The sequence below is a fragment of the Schaalia sp. ZJ405 genome (genome assembly GCF_011038885.2).
Lineage (GTDB): Bacteria > Actinomycetota > Actinomycetes > Actinomycetales > Actinomycetaceae > Pauljensenia.
In genome coordinates this window covers 514,212-536,112 of the sequence record NZ_CP064952.1, presented here as the reverse complement: position 1 = coordinate 536,112, position 21,901 = coordinate 514,212, and the positions used below count along the sequence as shown (strand labels likewise).

18 protein-coding genes and 1 tRNA gene are annotated in these 21,901 nt (G+C 58.9%); 7 read left to right on the top strand and 12 right to left on the bottom strand.

The window, feature by feature from the left end:
* Positions 1-59: 59 nt before the first annotated feature.
* On the bottom strand, positions 60-770 hold the full coding sequence (locus G7Y41_RS02195) for a YflT domain-containing protein (RefSeq protein ID WP_231367343.1): 711 nt from the start codon (positions 768-770) through the stop codon (positions 60-62).
* Between the two features lie 190 nt (positions 771-960).
* Here G7Y41_RS02195 and G7Y41_RS02190 point away from each other — a divergent pair, with 190 nt between their 5' ends.
* The 5 genes from G7Y41_RS02190 to G7Y41_RS02170 all read left to right on the top strand — a co-directional run bounded on the left by G7Y41_RS02190 (position 961) and on the right by G7Y41_RS02170 (position 5,520).
* Positions 961-2,250: a magnesium transporter MgtE N-terminal domain-containing protein gene (locus tag G7Y41_RS02190; protein ID WP_165218975.1), complete on the top strand. Its 1,290-nt coding sequence runs from the start codon at positions 961-963 to the stop codon at positions 2,248-2,250.
* Entirely contained in the window at positions 2,243-2,791 is a 549-nt protein-coding gene (locus G7Y41_RS02185) for a DUF1003 domain-containing protein (protein ID WP_165218822.1), read from the top strand. The genes G7Y41_RS02190 and G7Y41_RS02185 overlap by 8 nt, the downstream gene beginning before the upstream one ends.
* A 114-nt stretch (positions 2,792-2,905) precedes the next feature.
* Positions 2,906-4,036 (top strand): Mrp/NBP35 family ATP-binding protein, encoded by a 1,131-nt coding sequence (locus tag G7Y41_RS02180; RefSeq protein WP_165218824.1) that lies wholly within the window; start codon positions 2,906-2,908, stop codon positions 4,034-4,036.
* 90 nt (positions 4,037-4,126) lie between these two features.
* Complete coding sequence (locus tag G7Y41_RS02175) at positions 4,127-4,756, top strand: O-methyltransferase (RefSeq protein WP_165218826.1); 630 nt, start codon at positions 4,127-4,129, stop codon at positions 4,754-4,756.
* A 125-nt stretch (positions 4,757-4,881) separates the two neighbouring features.
* Positions 4,882-5,520 carry an SDR family oxidoreductase gene (locus G7Y41_RS02170; RefSeq protein ID WP_165316171.1) on the top strand — a complete coding sequence of 213 codons (639 nt, stop codon included), beginning with the start codon at positions 4,882-4,884 and terminating at the stop codon, positions 5,518-5,520.
* 106 nt (positions 5,521-5,626) lie between these two features.
* Here G7Y41_RS02170 and G7Y41_RS02165 read toward each other — a convergent pair whose 3' ends face one another.
* The 7 genes from G7Y41_RS02165 to G7Y41_RS02135 form a co-directional block, all read right to left on the bottom strand.
* Positions 5,627-5,791 (bottom strand): DUF3117 domain-containing protein, encoded by a 165-nt coding sequence (locus tag G7Y41_RS02165; RefSeq protein ID WP_165218830.1) that lies wholly within the window; start codon positions 5,789-5,791, stop codon positions 5,627-5,629.
* A 137-nt stretch (positions 5,792-5,928) separates the two neighbouring features.
* A complete protein-coding gene (locus G7Y41_RS02160) occupies positions 5,929-6,678 on the bottom strand; it encodes an LOG family protein (protein WP_165316172.1) in 750 nt (249 codons plus the stop codon).
* A 99-nt stretch (positions 6,679-6,777) separates the two neighbouring features.
* Positions 6,778-8,031 (bottom strand): BMP family lipoprotein, encoded by a 1,254-nt coding sequence (locus G7Y41_RS02155; RefSeq protein WP_165316173.1) that lies wholly within the window; start codon positions 8,029-8,031, stop codon positions 6,778-6,780.
* Between the two features lie 263 nt (positions 8,032-8,294).
* Positions 8,295-8,909: a 50S ribosomal protein L25/general stress protein Ctc gene (locus G7Y41_RS02150; protein ID WP_165218836.1), complete on the bottom strand. Its 615-nt coding sequence runs from the start codon at positions 8,907-8,909 to the stop codon at positions 8,295-8,297.
* Between the two features lie 188 nt (positions 8,910-9,097).
* A complete protein-coding gene (locus G7Y41_RS02145; RefSeq protein ID WP_165218838.1) occupies positions 9,098-10,069 on the bottom strand; it encodes a ribose-phosphate diphosphokinase in 972 nt (323 codons plus the stop codon).
* A 38-nt stretch (positions 10,070-10,107) separates the two neighbouring features.
* The gene (locus tag G7Y41_RS02140) at positions 10,108-11,148 is read right to left on the bottom strand and encodes a bifunctional UDP-N-acetylglucosamine diphosphorylase/glucosamine-1-phosphate N-acetyltransferase GlmU (protein WP_165218840.1); all 1,041 of its coding nucleotides are present in this window, start codon (positions 11,146-11,148) and stop codon (positions 10,108-10,110) included.
* Between the two features lie 100 nt (positions 11,149-11,248).
* Positions 11,249-11,319, bottom strand: a tRNA-Gln gene (locus G7Y41_RS02135).
* Between the two features lie 100 nt (positions 11,320-11,419).
* On the opposite strand from G7Y41_RS02135, the gene G7Y41_RS02130 reads away from it, so the two are divergent.
* Positions 11,420-12,049, top strand: a complete 630-nt coding sequence (locus G7Y41_RS02130) for a TetR/AcrR family transcriptional regulator (RefSeq protein WP_165218842.1) — start codon at positions 11,420-11,422, stop codon at positions 12,047-12,049.
* Positions 12,050-12,154: 105 nt separating this feature from the next.
* Complete coding sequence (locus G7Y41_RS02125; protein ID WP_231367342.1) at positions 12,155-12,673, top strand: MarR family winged helix-turn-helix transcriptional regulator; 519 nt, start codon at positions 12,155-12,157, stop codon at positions 12,671-12,673.
* A 232-nt stretch (positions 12,674-12,905) separates the two neighbouring features.
* On the opposite strand, the gene G7Y41_RS02120 is transcribed toward G7Y41_RS02125, so the two are convergent.
* From G7Y41_RS02120 to rsmA, 4 genes are all read right to left on the bottom strand, one after another.
* On the bottom strand, positions 12,906-17,681 hold the full coding sequence (locus G7Y41_RS02120; RefSeq protein WP_165316174.1) for a glycosyl hydrolase family 95 catalytic domain-containing protein: 4,776 nt from the start codon (positions 17,679-17,681) through the stop codon (positions 12,906-12,908).
* Positions 17,682-17,898: 217 nt separating this feature from the next.
* Complete coding sequence (locus G7Y41_RS02115) at positions 17,899-19,809, bottom strand: ABC-F family ATP-binding cassette domain-containing protein (protein WP_165316175.1); 1,911 nt, start codon at positions 19,807-19,809, stop codon at positions 17,899-17,901.
* A complete protein-coding gene (locus G7Y41_RS02110) occupies positions 19,809-20,801 on the bottom strand; it encodes a 4-(cytidine 5'-diphospho)-2-C-methyl-D-erythritol kinase (protein ID WP_165316176.1) in 993 nt (330 codons plus the stop codon). The genes G7Y41_RS02115 and G7Y41_RS02110 overlap by 1 nt, the downstream gene beginning before the upstream one ends.
* Positions 20,794-21,855 (bottom strand): 16S rRNA (adenine(1518)-N(6)/adenine(1519)-N(6))-dimethyltransferase RsmA, encoded by a 1,062-nt coding sequence (gene rsmA, locus G7Y41_RS02105; protein ID WP_165316177.1) that lies wholly within the window; start codon positions 21,853-21,855, stop codon positions 20,794-20,796. Before rsmA ends, G7Y41_RS02110 begins: the two co-directional genes overlap by 8 nt.
* Positions 21,856-21,901: the final 46 nt, after the last annotated feature.

Sequence of the window (21,901 nt, the reverse complement as noted above, 5' to 3'; positions counted from 1 at the left end):
GCTCACCGGGAGCGCACAATTGCTCACCGGGAGCGCACAAGGCGCATCCACCTGATATCTCAGTTGGTTTCCGGTTTCGCTGGCTCAGTGGACGAAACCTCAGAGGCAACCGAGGATTCGTGCGAGGACGACTCTTCCTCAGCCGAGGACGGCTGAGCAGACTGATCCTCGTCAGTGGATGACTGAGCGGACTTGCGAACACCGAAACGCGGTTTCTCATCGAGCCGGGACCCGTACTCCGTGGGTCCCGAACGCTGGGGACGTGGCGCACGCTTGGGGCGCATCATGTTACCGGGAGTCTTTTGCAGAAGCTCGAAAGCCTTGTCAATCTCAGCTGAGGCGAGGACCGCGTAACGGGAGGCAACAACCTGCGAGTGGGAGGTGAAGTCTCGACGGCCACCGGACATCGCATAGCCGATGGCAGACATCAGCGTTCCCACGAGGGCTCCACCCAACATTCCGATGAGGATCCACAGGCTAGCGCCGGTGCTCTGCGTTGAGAAGGACACCATCATTCCCATGAGCGCACCCCACAGCACACCCGTTGTTGCTCCCGACAAAGCGGAACGAGCCATCGTCAAACGCCCGGTCACCCGTTCAACCATGTGCAAGTCAGTTCCCACGATGGTGATGGACTTGACGTCAAACATCTGGTCCGACAGAAAGTCAACACCGCCCTGCGCTTCCGCATAGGTCTTGTAGGACGCCACTTCGGTGCCTGAAGGCATCGTTGGAGTCCACGGGGCGCCTCCCCGAGAGTTCTGAGCCATTGGATTCCTCCTGGATGGGCCGAGGCCGACCGTGTTCGTTTGAGCAGTTCGACGCGTATCGCGATGCGCTGTACCTATTGTCCCGTAAAACCCTGGAGGTTTTCTGTGTGAGAATGGCAAAGTTTCTTCACACTTCGTCACCCGAACATCATGGCCAGCGCTTAGGCTGGGCCCTGTGAGCACTGTAGAAATGGAACTTGGGACCCCGGGCAAACGCGTATATATCGGCAAACTCGCCGGAACATCCGTTTTCGACCCGCTGGGAGATCGCGTCGGTAAAGTTCACGACGTTGTCGTGACGTTCCGCATTAAGACCTCGGCGAATGTCATTGGCTTCGTCGTTGAGGTCGGGCCGCGAAAACGCGTGTTCCTCCCGATGACTCGGGTGACGTCCATTGAACCGGGGTCGGTGATCACCACCGGGTTGCTCAACATCCGTTCCTTTACGCAGCGTCCATCCGAGACCCTCGTCCTCGCCGAACTTTTCGACCGAATCGTCACTCTCAACGACGGAACTGGGTCGGTGAAAATCCTCGATGTTGCGATGGAAAGGCGCCGCCCCAAGGACTGGGTGATCTCAAAGCTCCACGTTCAGCGCCAGAAGGAATCCACTCTCGGCTTTTCTCGTCGCGGCGAAACCCTCACGGTCAATTCGCGTGACGTCACGGGCCTACTGAAAACAGATTCCAACCAGGCCGCAACCGCACTGGTTGAGCACACGGAGGATATGCGTCCGGCAGACCTTGCGGACTTCATCCACACTCTGCCCAGTGATCGTCAGTTGGCTGTTGCCCAGCAGCTTCAGGATTCTCGCCTCGCCGACGTCCTCGAGGAGCTTGGCGAGGACGACCGCGTGTCCATTCTTTCGGGTTTGGAATCCACGCGAGCGGCGGATGTTCTTGACGTCATGCAACCCGATGACGCAGCTGACTTGATTTCTGAACTTCCGGATTCACAGGCGCAGACACTGCTCGCGCTCATGGAGCCGGACGAGGCAGAGGACGTGCGGCGGCTACTGACCTACGAGGAATCCACCGCGGGTTCGCTCATGACAACGGAACCGGTGATTCTCGGGCCGAACGCGACGATCGCTCAGATGCTTGCGGCGGTTCGCCGCGAGGACATTCCCGCGTCACTGGCAACAATCGCCTACATTGTTCGACCACCGGAGGAAACACCAACGGGCCCCTACCTGGGGATGGTTCATATTCAGCGCGCCCTGCGTGAGCCGCCACAGACTCTGCTGGGAACGATCACGGATTCTGACATTGAGGCTGTGCCGCCGCAGGCTCACGTCGCAACGGTCACTCGACTTCTGGCGACGTATAACCTCACTGCGTTGCCGGTTGTTGACGATGACGGGCATCTCCTCGGTGCCGTGTCCGTTGACGACGTTTTGGATGAGCTACTCCCAACGGACTGGCGTGATTTTGATGATGAAGAAACCGACCGACTGATGGCAAGGAGCATTGATGGCTGATCGTCTTGACACCCCAGCGGATCGTAAGTTTCGTCTTCCACGCATTAACTTTGAGTCAGAGAAGATGGGGCGGGGAGCCGAAAATATTGCTCGGTTCTCTGGTACGCCTCAGTTCCTTGTTTATCTCACTGTTTTCGTCATCGCGTGGATCGCGTGGAACACCCTCGCTCCCGATGCCTGGCAATTTGATTCCGCTCAGCTCGGGTTCACTGCACTCACACTCATGCTGTCTCTTCAAGCGTCGTATTCTGCGCCGCTGATCCTTCTTGCTCAAAACCGTCAAGACGACCGCGACCGCGTTCAAGCTCAGCAGGACCGCCAACGCGCTGAACGCAATCTCACGGACACGGAATATCTCACGCGGGAGATCGCCGGTTTGCGTCTGGCTTTGCAGGACGTTGCCACGCGTGACTTCGTTCGTTCGGAGCTGCGTGACGTCTTGGAGGAACTTCGCGAGGAAATCGAATCGAACCAGAAGAAAGCTGACGCTGCTGCGCTGAGTCGTTCCCCGCACGTCAATGAGGATCCTCAAACTTTCTAAGACCCCTGCGTCAGTCGCAACATTCGCCAGCACCCATGTGCGCACGTCCTCGCGACGCCTGAGCGTCTAACCTCCACCTGGAAGCACGGATACGCCGACACGTAGAATGATGGCATGTCTGTTACCACCGAAAAGGTCATGGAAGCCCTCGCGGGCGTCATTGACCCCGAAATTCACCGTCCGATTACCGACCTCAACATGGTCACCCCGGACCTCATCACCATTGACGGCGGTCAGGTCACGATCACGGTGCTGTTGACGACTGCCGGCTGTCCGCTGCGCACGCAGATCAGTGAGGATGTCACCGCCAGGGTTGGAGAACTTCAGGGCGTTGACTCAGTGACTGTGAACATGGGAGTCATGGACGATGAGCAGAAGAAAGCTCTGCGTGAGAAGCTCAACGGTGGACGTCCTGAGCGGGAGATTCCCTTTGCACGACCAGATTCCCTCACCCGTGTGATCGCGGTGACCTCGGGTAAGGGCGGTGTCGGAAAATCATCAATGACCGCGAATCTTGCAACCGCAATGGCAAATAGCGGCCTCAAAGTCGGCATCATGGACGCCGATATCTACGGGTTCTCGATTCCCCGCATGATGGGAGTCGATCACGATCCGCAGGTCATTGACGGGATGATTATTCCGCCAGTGGGAGTTTCGGGCGTCAAGGTCATGTCCATCGGAATGTTTGTTCCCGAGGGTCAGCCCGTGATTTGGCGTGGCCCCATGCTTCACCGGGCCCTTCAACAGTTCCTCGCTGACGTGTTCTGGGGGGATCTCGACGTTCTTCTCATCGATATGCCTCCGGGCACCGGTGACGTTGCTATTTCGATCGCTCAGCTGCTTCCGACCTCGGAAATCCTTGTTGTGACGACGCCACAGGTTGCCGCCGCCGAAGTTGCCGAACGTGCCGGGTCAATTGCGGGTGACACCAATCAGAAAGTCATCGGCGTCGTGGAGAACATGTCGTATCTCACCCAGCCCGACGGGTCTCGTCTGGAGATTTTCGGAGCGGGCGGCGGTCAGTCAGTGTCGGCACGCCTGACCGCTCAGCTTGGCTACTCCGTTCCTCTTCTTGGTCAGATTCCCCTCGACATTGCTCTGCGCGAGGGCGGGGATTCAGGGCGTCCTGTTGCTTCAGCTTCGGGTCCTGCTGCTCAGGCACTCCACGAGTTGGCATCCGCGCTCGGCACCTATGAGCGTGGCCTGGCAGGGCGGCCTCTGGGGGTCTCTCCCGTCCATCACTGAGATCAATACCAGGTATCCTCGCTGTTGAACGATAGAGTGTGGGAAGTGGATCGGCTCAGGACACATCAACGCAGCGGAAAGGCGGGCACCATGTCGGACATGGCTCAAGCATGGGTGTACACCGAGGATTTCATCACCGAGTCACCGACTGTGCGCCAAGCTCGGGACAATGCCACCGAACTTGGTGCACAGCCAGTCAGTGCCAGCATCGGATCGACGTTGCGCATGATTGCTGCGGTATCCGGTGCGCGTGCTGTTCTTGAAGTTGGCACGGGAGCCGGGGTTTCCGGCCTGTGGATTCTTGATGGGATGGCTCCCGACGGAGTGCTCACATCAATCGACTCGGACGTGGAATTTCACAAGCATGCGCGCCGTGCTTTCACCGCTGCGGGAGTGTCGTCGCAGCGTACTCGTCTGATTTCTGGACGGGCTTTGGATGTTCTCCCACGGATGGCTGCTCGCGGCTACGACATGATGGTGTTGGATGCCGATATTCAAGAGACCCCCGAATATCTCGATCATGCGGTGCGTGTTCTGCGTCCCGGCGGGGTCATTGTCTTCGTCCACGCGTTGTGGCATGACCAGGTTGCCGATCCTGCTCGCCGGGATGCTCAGACCGTGGTCGCTCGCGAAGTTCTTCACTACCTGCGAGAGTCGGAGGAGTTTGTCACGGCTCTCTTGCCTGTCAGCGACGGAATAGCGGTGGCCATTAAGCGCTAAACTCGCCGGGAAACCTGGTTCTCCTGCTCTCCTCGGGAGTGAATGGTCTCCCATCGCCTCAGGTGACACCCTCGGTCTATTCTCAGTGGTGTGTTCCATTGCCGAGGACGAAAGGACAACCAACGATGAAGGTTTTTGTTGCGGGCGCAAGCGGCAGAGTCGGAACCCAGCTTGTCCATGAACTTCATTTAGCGGGTCACGAGGTGGTTGCCGCTTCACGTCACCCTGAGAGCCTCGCCGTTACTCCACATGTCGAAGCCGTGACATTCGATGTCTCATGGCCTCTTGACGACATGACCACGATGCTTGACGGTATTGATGCTGTCTATTTCACCGCGGGTTCACGAGGAAAAGATCTTCTCCGCACAGATGCTTTCGGCGCCGTGAAGCTCATGCAGGCATCTGAGCGCGCAGGAATCGAGCGCTTCATCCTTCTTTCATCAGTGTTCGCCGATAGGCCAGAAAAGTGGGACGATCCCGCACTTGCGGGCATCATGAACTACAACATCGCGAAATTCTTTGCCGACCAGTGGCTCATGCACAACACGGAGCTCGCCTACACAATTGTTCAGCCCGGGAATCTTGTCGAGGACGAGCACCCGACGGGAATGATCACGACACATGTTGACCATTCTCAGCCCAACTCTATTGGAAATGTTGCGCGGGTCCTTGCCGGGGTTCTTCAGCGCTCGAACACCTACCGTCGCGTCATCACGATGGCAGATGGGGATGTGCCCATTGATCGGGCTCTTGACATGATCTAGCGTGTCTTCGCTGTCAATCAGCGATTATCGACTCGTGGCTTTAAGGGACGCGTGAACCCTCGAATCAGGTGATTCGAGGGTTCACGCGTTGTTGATTAACGAATGCTCAGACTGCCGAGCTGAGGGCTTCGGCAAGGTCTTTGGCTTCATCCGGGTTGAGTTCGATGACCAGACGGCCGCCGCCCTCGCTTGGGATGCGCATGACGATTCCGCGCCCTTCCTTTGTCGCCTCGAGAGGACCATCACCGGTCCTCGGCTTCATTGCTGCCATGTGTGCACTCCTCTTGTGCTTGGTGCAGGCGCGATTCGCACCATTGTGGACACACCCATTTTACCCGGAAATAGCAAAAATGGCCGAGAAAACGTTGACGACTTCCACGCACCCCTCACGGAGGCTACGGACGTCACCTAGGCATTGACAACAAGGTCCACTGCTTCGACGGGGTCGTCAACCACGTGGATGAGGTCGATGTCCGGTGCGGAAATGTTTGCGTGCCCAAGCATCTGGTCTCGGATCCACTCAATGAGTCCGCTCCAATACGAGGTGCCCACGAGGACGATGGGGAAAGATCCGATCTTCTGTGTCTGAACCAGGGTCAGCGCTTCGAAGAGTTCATCCATCGTTCCGAAACCACCCGGCATCACGATGAAACCGGATGAGTATTTGACGAACATCGTTTTACGGGCGAAGAAATACCGGAAGTTAATTCCGACGTTCACCCATTCGTTGAGTGATTGCTCATGGGGAAGCTCAATCCCCAGGCCAACAGAAGTTCCACCCGCATCCCAGGCACCTTTGTTTGCCGCAGCCATTGCGCCGGGTCCTCCGCCCGTGACCACCGCGTATCCGCGCTTGGCTAGTTCTCCACCGATTGCGTGAGCCATCTGCCATTCGGAAGCGTCCTGGGGTGTGCGGGCGGAACCGAAGACGGAGATCGCGGGACCAAGTTCAGCGAGCGCCCCAAATCCTTCAACGAATTCCGAAAGGATTCTCAGTACTCGCCACGGATCCTCGTGGAGCCAGTCCGAGGACTGCTGTGGACGCAGGAGGTTAGCGTCGGTTGTTTCTTGTGGAATTTCACGTCCGCGCAGGATCACAGGACCACGCTGATAGGTTGAGCGTGGTGTTGACGAAGGTGAAGATGATTGAGTGGACATGTATTCCTCTCGTGGCGTCGACGGGGCGCTTGCTTCGCACCATGCTAGTGGCTTTGAGCAGTGTCATGCTCAAAGCCCTGAACCACTCCCCCGATGTTCCTAACGATGACCTGCCGACACGCCTTCGTCGTGTTCCCAGGGGGCTTGCACTTGCAGCTCGGTGGACAACAACGCCCTCCTGAGTTCGGTGAGACGCTCCTTCATCTCCTCAGACCGCAGCTGAGCAAAGGGACCGAAACTTGCCAGTGTCACACGACCGTTAGACATCGCTGCGACGTACGGCTTCGTTGACAGTGCGCCGGCCAGGGCATCGTCGATGACGTCGGCAAATATTCCTTCGTAATCGACGTACACGCCCGTGAGAACGGGGACACCGAGTTCATCACGCGCAGACTGAGAAATCTCGGGCTCGAGCTGATGAGCCGCCGCAACTACGCCGCCGCTCTGAGCTGAATCCATGTTCCCCTGAGCATCGGACATGCCCGACTGAGGAGCCGATGTCTGCGCTTCGGTGCCAGAACTCCCAGATTGAGCGTTACTGCCTGACATTGGCTCCAATTGAGCACCCGACTGCGGCTGAGAAGACTCAAGATCGGTGGATTGGATGTTCGTCCACACAAGTCGCGACGCAGGGTTCTTCGCAGTCTTGATGGCATCGACGGCACCGCTGGTGGCTTCAACACCAACGGGCATGACGATATCCACACCTGCGGCCAGGTTCTTCTTCACTATTTCTGACGCAGCCTCTGCCGATTCAACGATGGAACCTGTTCGCGTAGCGAAATTCCAATTCTCAACAGAAATCGACGTGCCAAACGCAACGTTGTACGCATCGACACCCTGGGCGAAACCATCCATCGCTGCGCGCGCCATCACGCTATCTGACGAACCAACAGTCGCCAGGTTGCCCGTTGTCGTCATCCCAGCCGAGGCGTAGCCCGCAAGGTAGGCGGCTTCTCCAAGACGAATATCGATGATGGTGCCATTCGCCGGAGTTTCCTCAGCCCCGTCCTCGTCAATGAAATGACCGCCTAACAGGGCAAAGTTCACCGAGGTATTCTCGCGCGCCGCCGCGGACACACTCTCAGCAAACACGGAATCCGCGACAACCAGAGTGCAGCCCTTGGTCACGAGCGAGTCCACAACACCCTCACCCGAGACACTGGAGAACTTCGCACCCGAATCCACCGCAGCCCTTTCAAGAGCTGCGACCAACGCCGATGTTTCCTCACCCGAGGGCACGGCTACGCAGACCGTCGATTCTTGGGCAACGGCTGAGTCTCCCGTCGAGGGCGAGCACGCCGCAAGACCACCCGCAACACACAGGGCGAGGGCGGCGGAGGACAAACGCATGACACGTACAGAGTGAATCACATGTAACCTTTCGTTCAATCTGTCATGGCACCCACGCTAGCAGGCACACGTACGGAAAAACCGACAGATCGATCACAGTCGACCTACGCCACATGCACAGGCCATCAAGACGGGCGCCGCGACTGACCTCGCGTCACCGTGGAAATGCGCCGCGCACCGCCGCAGACGCGCAATGAGAACGCCAAAGGCGAGGCCACGCATTTTCACGCGCAGCCCCGCCCGTCCTCGCTGATGAGGAAGAATCACTCGGCGGCAGGAGCTTCTCCGGCTTCGCCTTCCGCAGCCTCGCCGGCTTCGGAATCGCCCTCGTCAAGAGCGGCGATCTCCTGGATGGAGACGATGTCCTGCTCGGGGTCAACCTCAATCTCGATGTTCGCGGGAATCGCCAGGTCAGCGACGCGCAGAACCGTGCCGGCCTCAAGACCGGTAATGTCAACCTCAATGGAATCGGGGATCGCCGTGGCGGGAGCCTTCACGAGGATGTTGAATTCCTCAACATTGTGCTGAGTTCCAGGAGCAGACTCGCCCGTGATCACGATCGGAACCTCAACGTCAACCTTCTCGCCGGCCTTCACCGCGAGGAAGTCAGCGTGCAGAAGAACACGCGACACCGGGTGGCGCTGCACATCCTTAACGAGGGCGAGCTGGCTCTTGCCATCAAACTTGAGCTCAACAAGCGCGTTCGTGTTGCCACGAACCAGCAGGAACAGGTCATGCCCGGGAACGTCAACGTGGATCGTGTCTTCACCGTGGCCGTAGATCACGCCGGGAACAAGGTTCGCACGACGGGCGCGACGGGCAGCACCCTTGCCAAACTCGGTGCGAACGGACGCATTCAGAACGGGGGTATCGCTCATGGTTTCTCCTCAAAGAGTTCTGTCATTCAACGCGCCGACGCGTCGATGAACCCGAGGACCCACGAGATCCCGAAAGGCTCTGTCGATAACGGCCATCGCGCAGCCGGAATAGCCGAAGCTATCCGCTGGTGCCACAGCCCTCGCCGGAGCAACTCGTTCAGTGTACCCGGACGGGACAGACAAGCCAATTAGTCGAAGAGTGATGTGACCGATCCGTCTTCGAAGACCTCGCGAATGGCTCGGGCCAGGAGCGGCGCAATCGACAGTACCGTCAGCTGTGGGAAGCGCTTCTCGGCGGGAATCGGAAGGGTATCGGTGACGATGACCTCGGATGCACCGCATTCCGACAGTCGCCTCGCTGCAGGATCGGACAGGATGCCATGCGTTGCCGCGATGATCACTTTGTCTGCTCCCGCGTCGTGGAGGACCTTCACGGCCTCGGTAATTGTCCCCGCGGTATCGATCATGTCGTCAACAAGGATGCAGTGTTTCCCGGCGACCTCGCCGACAACGCGATTGGCCACGGCAACATTCGGTCGCGTGGTGTCGCGAGTCTTGTGGACAAAGGCCAGTGGACAGCCACCGAGCTTCGATGACCACTTCTCCGCAACGCGGATTCGACCAGCATCCGGAGACACCATGACGGTGTTCGACAGATCAACACGCGAGCGCGCATAGTCAACGAGGACGGGCATGGCGAAGAGGTGATCCACCGGCCCATCGAAGAACCCCTGTTCCTGCGAGGCATGAAGATCCACGCTCATCACGCGATCGGCGCCGGCAGTCTTATACAGATCAGAAATCAGGCGGGCGCTAATCGGTTCACGTCCCTGGTGTTTCTTGTCCTGGCGAGAGTAGGGATAGAAAGGAGCCACAGCGGTGATGCGCTTAGCGGAGGCACGCTTTGCGGCGTCAATCATGATGAGCTGTTCCATCAGCCACTTGTTGATGTCGCCGGTGTGGGATTGAAGAACGAAGACATCGGCCCCTCGGACCGATTCGTTGAAACGAACGTAGATCTCACCGGAAGCGAAGTCGTAGGCGGTGACGGGTGAGACACCGCAGCCGATTTCTTCACCCACCCGATTCGCCAAGTCGAGGTGTGCTCTACCGGAAACGAGGACGAGGCTCTTCTCTCCCCTAGCCACCAAACCGGTCATGCGGAAGTCCTTCCCTGTGACGAAATACCTACGGTCGGTCAGTCGACGTCTCGTCGACCGAGGAAACTCAACGGCTGAACCATCGTATCGGCAGTGACGGCAACATTTTCCACCCATGCTGTGGGAATCGTCGCGTTATCCCCAATTTGCGCCGATACGATCGTTGCGGCGGGACCGATTTCACATCCTGTCCCGATGACGCTTCCCCTCCGGATCGTTGTTCCCGGCCAGATTGTTGTGTCCGCACCGATGGTGACGTCAACATCGATCCACGTCGAGGACGGGTCCACGATCGTCACCCCGGCCTTCATGTGTTCCTGGCAGATCCGGGCGTTAAATTCCGCGCCGAGCTGTGCGAGTTGAACGCGATCGTTGCATCCTTGGGCTTGCCACGGGTCGGTGAGCACGACTGCGCCGGCTCGTCGGCCCGCTGGGGCAGCTGCGGCGAGGACGTCCGTGAGATAAACCTCGCCCTGGTCGTTGTCTGTTCCCAGTCCCGAGAGGGTTTCGGTGAGAAATTCGGCGTCGAAAGCGTAGATTCCGGCGTTGACTTCGGTGATGGCTTTCTGCTGGGGAGTCGTGTCACGATCCTCAACGATGGCGATGACGCTTCCGTGGGCATCACGGATGATTCGTCCGTAGCCCGTTGGGTCATCAACGACGCTAGTGAGGACTGTGACCGCGTTGCCCTCGGCATGATGTTGGTCGAGCAGCATCTGGAGCGTCTGAGTGGACAGCATGGGAACGTCACCGTAGGTAACAACGATCGTTCCTGAAACGTGGCCGATTTCATTTTCGAGTGTCGCCAGACCGCATTGGACGGCACGTCCCGTTCCGGGGATTTCGTCTTGATCGGCGATGAGGGATTCGGGGGAATTGCGCAGAATTTCCTGGGCAACGAGGTCGCGTTGATGGCGCACAACCGTCACGAGGTGATCGGGGTTGAGTCCTTGAGCGGCTCGAAGTGCATGCCCGATCATTGAAACCCCGACGATGGGGTGAACGACTTTAGGGAGAGCCGACCTCATCCGAGTTCCCTGCCCAGCGGCAAGGACGATGACTGCTGCGGGCTGGGACACTGGATTCCTCCCGAAGAGAGCGCGATCGTGACCGGCGCGTGCACATCAGACCCACCGGAAAGGCCGAAGACGCGGACAGACTCTGCGTGTTCGGCTTTCGCTCCGCCCCCAGGATTCGAACCCGGACCAAAGGCACCAAAAACCCGTGTGCTGCCATTACACCAGGGCGGAAAGCACTGGACAAATTGTGCCACATTCTTAGGCAGTTCTCTAAAAACGAGGACGACCTCGCACCCATCGCCGGGCACAGCAACGTGAGATACTGAGCGTTATGGCTGAGAAACGTACCCGAATGAGCGGCTTTGCCCGCCGAGAGCAGCTTGTCACCGTGGCGCGCTCACTTTTTGCTCAGAAGGGATTCGACGCCACGAGCGTCGAGGAAATTGCTTCCAAAGCCAAGGTGTCCAAACCCGTTGTCTACGAGCATTTCGGTGGGAAAGAGGGGATTTACGCGGTCATCGTTGATCGCGAAGTTCAGTCCTTAGTCAGTTCACTCCACGCATCTCTTGATTCCTCTGACCGCCCGAGGTTGCTCCTGGAAAACGCTACCCTCGCGCTGCTCAACTACATTGAGTCCAATTCAGACGGCTTCCGCGTGCTCGTCCGCGACGCCCCCACAGACCCCAGCCTCGGGTCTTTTTCGTCCATCCTCGGCGATGTTGCCAACCGGGTCGAACATCTGCTTGCTGAGCAATTTGCACGTTCCGGACTAAACGCAGGGTGGTCACCGCTGTATGCGCAGATGCTCGTCGGCCTCATCGCGCAGGTTGGACAGTGGTGGCTCGATGATCGACGTCTCGACAAGGACGAGGTGGCGGCACACGTCGTCAACCTCGTGTGGAATGGGATCCGCAATCTGCGGCCAACTCCTCTTTTGCGTGTGCGCCAGCCTCAGGAATAGATGCCAGCGCACACATCGGTGAATAGATGCGCCCAACGTGAAACGCGCCCGAAGCAATTGTGCATTACTTGACCACTTCTTCTCGACATCAAGTATCTTGATCTTGTGACCACAGCTACACCTGACGAAGTCGACAGAATCGTTGCCGCATGGACGCAGGAGCGTCCCGACCTCGACGTCGCGCCCATGCGCATTCTGTCGCGCATCACGCGCATCGCTCGTCACCTAGACCTCAAGCGTCGCGAAGCTTTCGCCACTCACAACCTTGAGCCGTGGGAATTTGATGTGCTCTCCTCCCTACGCAGGTCCGGTCCCCCATATTCACTGACACCTGGAGCACTCATGACGGAACTCCTGGTCTCCTCTGGGACGATGACCAATCGCATCGATCGGCTCGAACAACGCAGTCTCGTCTCGCGCACACCTTCGCCTGTGGATCGTCGAGCCGTCCTCGTCGCACTGACCGACGACGGGAAGATGCTCGTTGACCAGGCACTTCAAGCGTTACTTGAGGTGGAGCGGGAGATCCTCGCCTCTGTCCCCGACTCTGACATGACGGATTTTGCAAGCCTCCTGCGCAGCGTTCTTGTCCCGCTGGAATCTACGGCAACACCATCGAAGTAGACCTCCGCCGTATCGCTTGGCCAGGTCAGCACTGATGCCCACAATCAGGCTCACGCGCGCTTGCGCTGCACATCCCCATTCACATTGATCAACCACACGCCAGTGGGGTCCAAGACTCTCGTCTTAGACCCCACTGACATTCATGGTGATGTTCTCAGCAACGCTGCGATCAATCATCGCGACTGAGCGCAACATGCGCGCAGCTCATCACCTCATGCAATCGCTCCCACCGTCACTCGTCGCCGTCGTTGCGTGTGATCCGACGTGATACGCGCGATACCCGCACGCCTGCGATGCCAGCGCAGGCAATCCCCGCAGCAACGAGCAAGACAATGGGGGAATCGGTACCTGTGCGAGCAAGGTTCCTGCTCAGGGACGCATTCTTTCCCTTTCCGCCGTAGCTTGCTGGACCGGGTTTCTGCTTCGCTGATGAATTGACACCTGGGGACGTAGTTCCATTGGTGCCTGATTCACCGGCGCCTGGCTGATGAGTGGCGGGTTTGTCAGTTTCGGGTTTATCAGCACCGGGCTTGTCCGACCCGGGCTTATCAGCACCGGGTTTGTCCGCGCCAGGCTTATCACCGCCAGGCTTATCACCGCCGGGCTTATCTGCACCGGGCTCATCCGACCCAGGCTTGTCAGCGTCGGGTTTATCAGCTCCGGGCTTATCCGCACCAGGCTTATCAGCTCCAGGCTTGTCTGCACCGGGTTTATCAGCTCCAGGCTTATCACCGCCGGGCTTGTCAGTTCCCGGCTCATCAGTCCCCGGTTTTTCCGGTTCAGAGGGGTTTGCGGGCGTAGCCGGCGCAGCAGCCGTTCTAAAGGTTGCACCAGCACGCTGGGATCGGTTCCCCGCACCGTCAACGGCGTAGGCAAGGACTTCGTATTCCGTTTCAGGATCAAGCCCCGTCACCGTGTAACTCCGCGTAGCCGAGGCGTCAACTGTCGTCACAAACACGGGGACACCCTGGGTGAGCGCCGCACGCAACGACCGGAACATCACGCCCTCATTCTTGGGGGCATCACCTTTGACATACACCGCAATCTCGTAATGCGTGACCTTCACATTGTCCGTTGATTCACCCCAGGTGACAACTGCGGAGTCATGTCGAGCCGTCACCGCAAGATCCGGCACCTGTGACGGCGCAATCGTGTCAACTTCGGGAATATCAAGTTGAGGATCCTTCAGCGTTGTCACTGAGACGGTTCCCGCTTCCGACTTATTCCCCGCAGCATCAATGGCCACAATCGAGAACTCGTAGTTGCTCGACGGCTGAAGATCGGTGACGGTAAAGGACCGCTCGTCCGCCAGCGTGAAGCTCTTCTTGAGCCCGTTGCCGGTGAGTTCGTATCCCACGAGCTTGACGTTATCCGTCGATTCCGTCCACGTGAGCGCTACCGATTCACTTGCCGCTTCTGCGGTGAGTGTGGGGGCCGAGGGAGCCTCCGCGTCCTTTGTCAGTCCCTTGAACGCTGCTTTCAGGACATCTAGCGACTGATTAAGAGCATCCGACGAGGAATCCAGATTATTGAATACGCCAACCCCTTGCTCCAGAGCTGCCGCGTAGGTGTCCCACGAGTCCGAAAGGTAGGTATTTTTCACCGGGGACGCTTCGGAGACCGTTTCGAGCAATTCCTGGAACTTGCTGCGATCAATACCGGGAGTGAGCACACCGATGTAGTCCAGTTCTGCTTTCTTCTTCCCATTACGGACCTGGTTCTTCATGGTCACCGTGTGCTCGCCCTCGGACAGTCCCTCAAATGTCGCAAGGAGCTGCTTGTGCTCATCACCGGCGGTGTCAAGAGGAACGGTCACGCAATCTTTGCCGTCAAGACAGAACTCAGCCTGTCCGAACGTCGAGTTGAGGTTTCCGTAAATCTTCACTCCCGTGCCGGTGAAGGAGAAGCTCGCCTGTCCCAAACCGTCCTGGATGAAGTGAACAGTGCCCATGTGATTTCGAGCATCCGTCCAAGTTCCCCACGGACCCGTGTATTCAATCCCTTGAGCGGCATCGTCAACGAGGCTCTCAACCGTACGACCCGTTGCCACGGTAATGCCGATCGAGGCTTTGGTCCGAGGATCAGACTTAAGAGCAACGGTGACCGTTGCACTTGCGTTCACGCCCTTCGCGCTGACACGGCCAGTGGCATCAACATCGAGGACCGAGCTGTCCGACACTGACCACACGAGTTCGGGAACTGTCGAACCGGATTCGTCGTTTCCACTCTTGACCTGCGCGTCGAGCTGAAGGAATCCATCATCCGTTCCAATAACGGTGGCTCCTGTGCGCGACTGCACGGAAATCGACGTCATTCCCTTGACGGTGTAGGTCTCCCCCACTTTCGTTGGGAAAGAGAGGTGCGATCCATCATGAACAGTGGTTTCCACCTGGGCACCCGATGCGTCGGTCACCACCGCACCTTCAGCTCCATTCAATGCAAGAGTCGCATCCGCCCCTGATCCCGATGTCAGGGTGACAGATTTGAGAGCCTGGTTATCCCAGTTCATCGACACGGTGAAGTCCCCGCGTGCACGCAACCCCTCAACGCTACCGGAGGACCACGCCGCTGGGAGCGCCGGAAGGAGGTTGAGATAGTTCGCGTGCGATGTTCCCTCGGGGTCAACATAGGTCGAATTCGACTGGAGAAGCATCTCGTCAACGGCGGACGTGTATCCGAAGTTTCCGTCGATCTGGAACGGCGGATGCGCATCGAAGAGATTCGGATAGATCCCTGTGGCAAAAAGCGAGCGAATGATCTTGTGCGCGCGGTCGCCGTCGCCGGTGCGTGCCCACGAATTCAGTCGCTGCGCGATGCCCCAGCCGGTTGCCGAGTCGGTGCGCTGGTCAAGGGAGTACTTTGCGGCATCCATGAAGGTCGGGTTGTCCACATTGATGAGGTCACCGGGGAACAGGCCGAGCATATGGGAGAGGTGACGGTGATTTTTCTGGTAGCTCCCAATCGGGCTTCCGTCTTTCCATTTGCCTAGCGCACCCTCGTTGTACCATTCCTTAATCTGCCCCGACTCTCCAACAACAACCGGCTTGAGCAGCGACATCGCACATGACCAGGAACGGTTGGCATCACCTGAGACGAACGCCCCCTGTGCAGCCCAGTTCTTCTGCCAGTTCGCTGTCGCACAGGACTGGACTCCTCCGACTTTGTCGGCGTCAACACCAAGAACACCTGCGGCTGTGATCGTGTCGTTGAGAAGCTGCCAGATGAGGGTCTGCTCGTAGGTGTTTCCGTCTGTATAGGGCCCGTGTTCGGGCGAGTAGGTTGGCGAGGACGTCAGCCTCTCAACACCGTACGCATCCTGCGAAGGGTGAAGAATTGAATTGATGTAGAAATCGGACTGCTCACGCAGCAGCGGATAGATTCGTTGAAGCAGTTGGGGGTCGAGGGAGTATTCGTAGGCCTCGTAGACATTCTGCAGCATCCACGGGACCGCGGCTGGCGACCATCCCCACGAGAAGCTCTTGCCCGGAGCCGTCCACCCGTACGGCGTGGTCTCCGTGTTCGCGGTGTATCCCGTGCCGGGAGTGCCAGCGGTACCCATGTAGGTCTTTGCCGTGACACGACCGGGTTCAACAAGTCCCTCCATGTAGCGGATCATCGGCTCTGCCATTTCGGCAAGGTTCGCCGAATATGTTGGCCAGTAATTCATCTGAAGGTTGACATTGATGTGGTAGTCACTCTTCCAGGGGTTCTCCCCTCCCTTGTCATTGCTTCGCCTAGCCCACACGCCCTGGAGGTTGGCGGGCAACTGGGAGTCTGCGCGCGAGGAGCCGATCGTCAGGTAGCGTCCGTACTGGTAGAGAAGGGTTTCTAGGGTACGTTCCTGCGCGGGAGTTGTCTGACCTTGCTTATATGCACTCAGCAGCTGATCCGTAGGGAGGGAATTGTCCCATCCTCCGAGGTTGAGGTTCGTGCGATGAACGAGGGCGGAGTGGTCGGCAACGTGGGCCTCTCGCACACTCTCCCAGCCACTCGCGACAGCCGCGACGATATCCTTATGGATCCGAGCCTCGACCTGAGCAGCGCTCTCACCGCTTCGGTACGTCGGATAGTCGTAAGCAAAGTCCGTTGCCGCAGCAAGGTAGACGGTCGCGGAATGACCACCGACGATTCTCAGGGATGCTCCATCGGAGGTAATCGCACCCCCGTCCTCGCTTACTGCCGCGATCTTTGAGGTATAGACGAGGCTGTTGTTACGCAACGCACCCGTCGTTGTCAACACTCCGTCCGCGTAGGTGGATTTTTCTTCGTTGAGGTCACTGCGGTGGGAAGACACCAGATTGACCCCGAGGTTGAGCTCTGCGTCGCCGGTGGACGTCAGGTGAAGGGCCATGACACGTGCAGGATGTGAAACCAGTGTTTCACGCGTGTATTGCGTCCCACCAACGGTGAATTCAACGGTTGAGGTTCCCGTTGCGAGGTTAAGGGAGCGTCGATAGTCGCTGTATCTCGGATTTTGTCCAAGGCCCTGGTTGATCATCAGCTCACCCCAGGCCTGGTATCCGCCCTGTTCTCTGTCTCGGTCGAAGCCGCCGATGAGTTGCGCACCGGCAAGATCGGATGCCTGCTTCTGTTTTCCTTCTTCGAAGAGTTGCTGGACTCGCCGAATGCTCTCACCGTTCTTCCCACGATCAGCGGCGTTTCCACCGTTGTATGTGGGGGTTGATTTGGGACCACCAAGCCACAGGGTTTTTTCGTTAATCACGATGCGTTCCTGGGCAACCTCACCGTAGATCGTGCCTCCCAGGTCGCCGTTACCCACGGGAAGAGTGGTTTGTTGCCACACCTCATCCTCCCCCGGGCGTGCTCCTTGGGTCAGAGGGGTCTGCGAGGCGGGCTGTCGGTACCACAGCACAGGGTCCGATGAACTCGATGGTTCAGCTTGGTAATCATTAAGATGAGCAGGTTCAGCGAAGGTTGCGGGCATCATTGTTGACACCAGAACCGCCGCGGCGAAAGTGCTTGTCAGTAAGCGCTTTCCCGTTTTCATATGTCACTCCACTTCGTTGATGGATCTGCGGGAAGACGTGCAACGCCCACTCCTTCGTGGGCGGGTTCTCACCACTGCAGCACACGATATCGGAGGACTATTAACCGATGCAGGTATTTGAGAAAATTAACTATTAAAAATGGAAGAAATTTCAGACGGGGACAGACCCCCACTGAACAGCCCAAACTCAGCGTACAATCACCAACAGCCCGCCCCGTTAGTCGATGAATTCCGCGGCTTCTAACCACGCCTCCTCGCAGGCATCAATCTCCTCGCACACCGCGCGATGTTCCTCAGACACAGCGGTCAGCTGCGCCACCACCGATGAATCAGAAGCAACACGCTCGGCAAGCGACGCAAGTTGCCCCTCAAGATCTCCGGCCACAGCCCGAAGTTTCTCCAAACGCCGCTCGAGACGATCCGCTTCCTTCTTCGCTGCTCGACGCACCTGCGAATCAGACACACCAGCTGCCGACGCCGCGGAATCCGCGGCGGTCCCCACCTGACGACGAGCCGAAGCCGCCTCGTCCTCGTCAAGGGACATCCTCGAGGAACCGTCCGCTGAAGAAGCTAAACGAAGATCAAGATACTGCTCCACTCCGCCGGGAAGAGCACGCACCGAGCCATCTCCCAGGAGCGCCACCTGATGATCAGTCACGCGTTCAAGGAGATAGCGATCGTGCGACACCACCACGAGGGTCCCCGGGAAAGAGTCAAGAAGATCCTCCATCGCCGCGAGAGTATCCGTGTCCAGGTCATTCGTCGGCTCATCAAGAAGCAGAACATTCGGTTGAGCCATGAGCAGACGCATGAGTTGGAGGCGACGACGTTCCCCACCGGAAATCTCCGCCACCCGAGTAAAGGCGCGCTCACGCGTAAACCCCATGCGTTCGGTCATCTGCGAGGCGGACACGTCTTTTCCATCAACAACAACCGTCTGTGCAACCTGGGCCACGGCGTCGACCACGCGAAGGTCTGAGACCTCATCCAACTCGCGAGTGTCCTGAGACAGGGTCGCAACCTCAACTGTCTTCCCGCGCTTCACACGACCTTTCGTCGGCTGGATCACTCCGCGCAGCACATTGAGGAGCGTCGACTTACCGGCGCCGTTGACTCCGACAACGCCAACGCGTTCAGCAGGAGCCAAACGCCACGTCACATTGTCCAGCACCCGCACAGGCTCACCCGAAGGGGTAGGAAATTCAACGGTGACGTCCTCAAGGTCCAGCACGTCCTTCCCCAGGCGCGCTGTCGCCATTTTCACCAGCTCCACGTGGTCACGAGGCGGTGGAACATCCGCGATCAGCGCCTCAGCCTGAGCGATGTGGAACTTCGGTTTCGATGTGCGCGCGGGAGCCCCTCGACGCAACCACGCAAGCTCCTTCGTCAGGAGATTCGCGCGTTTCGCGGCCACCACCTGTGCCTGTCGCACCCTCTCGGCGCGCGCAAGGGTGTACGCGGCGTACGACCCGTCATAGATTTCCACGCGACCGGCGATTTGAGGACGAGAACCGCCCGGATCCACTCCGGGGACAACTTCCCAAATGTGTTCGCACACGGCATCAAGGAACCAGCGATCGTGCGTCACCACCAGAAGCGCACCCTTGGCTCCGGAACGAGCGAAACGGGCGTTGAGGTGGGCAGCTAACCAGGCAACACCCTCAACATCCAGGTGGTTCGTTGGCTCATCCAGACACACGATGTCACTGTCGCCGCTGAGGACTCGCGCCAAGGCCACACGCCTGCGCTGCCCACCAGACAAGGATCCAACACGTGCCGCGAGATCAACTCCGCTCAGGAGTCCGCGGTGAATGTCGCGGATCCGCGGGTCAGCGGCCCACTCGTATTCCTCACGACCCGGGTGGATTGCCTGCGCAACCGTGTCGTGCGGGTCGAGGATGTCTGCCTGCTCAAGAACACCAATCCTCAAGCCGTCACGATGAGTGAGTACACCACCGTCAGGTTTTTGTCTTCCGGCAACAAGTCGAAGCAGTGTCGACTTACCGGCGCCATTGGGCCCGAGGATACCGACGCGTGATCCGTCATCTAAACCAACCGTCACATCTTCAAGGAGCTTACGAGCCCCTGCGAGAGCGGCAATGGACTGTGTTCCCAAAAGGTGGGCCATCAGTCTTCCTTCACTTCATCGATTCGAGCTCCTTCAGCCGGACCGGATGCGACGACCGCCTGGGCGACGTGAGGTTCTTTCACCAGCGCATCCGCGAGGTCGCGGGCGTGTTGAGCGTCCGCTGCAAGCAGGGCAATTGACGGCCCCGAGCCGCACAGCTGCACAGCGAGGGCCCCGGCCTTCTTCGCCGCATCCATCGTGGCGCGAAGCTCAGGCATGATCCGTAGGGCTGCGTCTGTCAGATCATTCATCAGTACGGCTGACAGCTCAGTGGGTGAGTTGCCCGTCAGCGCGCGTATTTCAGATTCCGTGTGCTCTGTCAGGGCCCAGCCGCCGTGCGGACCGCCAGCCGCGTCGAGGGTCCGAAAAACTTCGGGGGTGGACAGACCTGCGTGAGCCAGAGCAATGACCCAGTGATGCGTGGGTACCGAGGCCTTGGCGTTGGCCGGGTCAACGAGCAGCGTCATGGTGTCGCCTCGTCCTCGTCCCAGAGCTATTCCTCCGCTCAGGCACGCGGGAACGTCAGCTCCAAGGCTTCGTCCCAGCTGGTGGAGTTGGTCGTCGGAGAGTCCAAGCCCCCACAGTTCGTTGCATGCAACGAGGGTGGCCGCAGCATCTGCCGATCCCCCAGCCATGCCACCGGCCACTGGAACCCGCTTATCAATGTCGATCGTCAGTCCCGCGGCGGTTGCTCCCCACTGGCTCGTCATCGCGAGTTTCTGGAGAAGCTTCGCTGCTTTGACCGCGAGATTGCCGTCGGGGGGAAGATCAGCCATGAGGCTGGTCGTGCGGTGATCAATGCACCCATCAGCGGTGTAGGCGGTTGTCTTCACGCGGATCCCCGCGCCTTTCGCGGTGCGCACGGTCACCGTTTCACGCAGATTGAGCGCCTCAAAGACACTGATGAGGGGATGATATCCGTCGGCTGCCGCAGGGCCAACACGCAACGTCAAATTCACTTTCCCCGGTGCCGAGGCAACAACTTCACGCATCCGTTTCGCCCTCACGTGTATCGCTGTGGTTCGTTGACGAGGACGAAGCTCGGGTGTTCTTGCGATCCGCTGGAGTCCGCGGTGCGGGGGCTTTAGGGAGTTGCCCCGTGGCGCGCAATGTGAGGACGGCCTCTCCGAGTGAGACAAAGTCGGAGATAGACAAAGTTTCTCCGCGTGCCGACGGGTCGATCCCCGCCTCTTCGAGGAGCGTTTCAGCTGCCGAGGGCGAACCCGCCCAGGATTTGAGCGCCGCCCTCAATGTTTTCCTGCGTTGCCCGAAAGCTACGTCGCACACCTCAAAGGTGGCATCACGCAGGGCGCCGTCCCCCAGGGGCTCGTCGTAGCGCCGAATATGCACCAGCGCCGAATCAACATTGGGGACCGGCCAGAAAACGCTTCGCCCGATCGTTCCCGCACGTTCAACTGTGCCGTACCACGAGGCTTTCACAGAGGGAACACCGTAGATCCTGTTCCCCTCGGTCGCCGCAAGACGGTCCGCAACTTCGGCCTGCACCATGACCAGGACATCCGTCAATGTCGGGAATGTCTGAAGCATCGCCAAGAGAACGGGAACGGCAACGTTGTAGGGAAGATTGGCAACGAGTTTTGTTGGCGCCGGCCATTCCACCCCAAGGTCCTCGACTCCGCGCACACGTGTTGCATCCATCGTCACCACGTGGAAGCGATCAGCAGCCTCAGGCATGCGAGCCCGCACGGTTTCGGGCAGAGCGTGTGCCAGAGGTGGATCGATCTCAACAGCACGCACGCGTGCCCCCGCTTCGAGAAGCGCAAGTGTCAGCGAGCCAAGTCCCGGCCCAACTTCAAGAACCTCATCGCCCTCGCTCACGTGTGCAGCGCGGACGATACGACGAACCGTGCCGGCGTCGTGAACGAAATTCTGTCCCAGTATCTTCGTGGGGCGGATCCCCAAGGCCTGAGAGATTGCGCGGACTTCCAGCGGCCCCAGGAGTCCCGTCGGCGAGGGTTCCGCTCCCTCAGGCAGCGTCGGGTCGGTGCGACGGCTCGGTGATCGGTCGTGTTGGCGTGGAGTCACGGGGTCATTCTAGTCGAGAGAACCTCGGCTACGGATGGGTGGGGGT

Coding starts and splice junctions, on each gene's coding strand:
- G7Y41_RS02115 (WP_165316175.1), bottom strand. CDS start 19,809: ATGGCCCACCTTTTGGGAACACAGTCCATTGCCGCTCTCGCAGGGGCT.
- G7Y41_RS02195 (WP_231367343.1), bottom strand. CDS start 770: ATGGCTCAGAACTCTCGGGGAGGCGCCCCGTGGACTCCAACGATGCCT.
- G7Y41_RS02130 (WP_165218842.1), top strand. CDS start 11,420: ATGGCTGAGAAACGTACCCGAATGAGCGGCTTTGCCCGCCGAGAGCAG.
- G7Y41_RS02110 (WP_165316176.1), bottom strand. CDS start 20,801: ATGCGTGAAGTTGTTGCCTCGGCACCGGGGAAAGTGAATTTGACGTTG.
- G7Y41_RS02165 (WP_165218830.1), bottom strand. CDS start 5,791: ATGGCAGCAATGAAGCCGAGGACCGGTGATGGTCCTCTCGAGGCGACA.
- G7Y41_RS02155 (WP_165316173.1), bottom strand. CDS start 8,031: ATGCGTTTGTCCTCCGCCGCCCTCGCCCTGTGTGTTGCGGGTGGTCTT.
- G7Y41_RS02150 (WP_165218836.1), bottom strand. CDS start 8,909: ATGAGCGATACCCCCGTTCTGAATGCGTCCGTTCGCACCGAGTTTGGC.
- G7Y41_RS02160 (WP_165316172.1), bottom strand. CDS start 6,678: ATGTCCACTCAATCATCTTCACCTTCGTCAACACCACGCTCAACCTAT.
- G7Y41_RS02145 (WP_165218838.1), bottom strand. CDS start 10,069: ATGACCGGTTTGGTGGCTAGGGGAGAGAAGAGCCTCGTCCTCGTTTCC.
- G7Y41_RS02175 (WP_165218826.1), top strand. CDS start 4,127: ATGTCGGACATGGCTCAAGCATGGGTGTACACCGAGGATTTCATCACC.
- G7Y41_RS02180 (WP_165218824.1), top strand. CDS start 2,906: ATGTCTGTTACCACCGAAAAGGTCATGGAAGCCCTCGCGGGCGTCATT.
- G7Y41_RS02185 (WP_165218822.1), top strand. CDS start 2,243: ATGGCTGATCGTCTTGACACCCCAGCGGATCGTAAGTTTCGTCTTCCA.
- G7Y41_RS02190 (WP_165218975.1), top strand. CDS start 961: ATGGAACTTGGGACCCCGGGCAAACGCGTATATATCGGCAAACTCGCC.
- G7Y41_RS02120 (WP_165316174.1), bottom strand. CDS start 17,681: ATGAAAACGGGAAAGCGCTTACTGACAAGCACTTTCGCCGCGGCGGTT.
- G7Y41_RS02170 (WP_165316171.1), top strand. CDS start 4,882: ATGAAGGTTTTTGTTGCGGGCGCAAGCGGCAGAGTCGGAACCCAGCTT.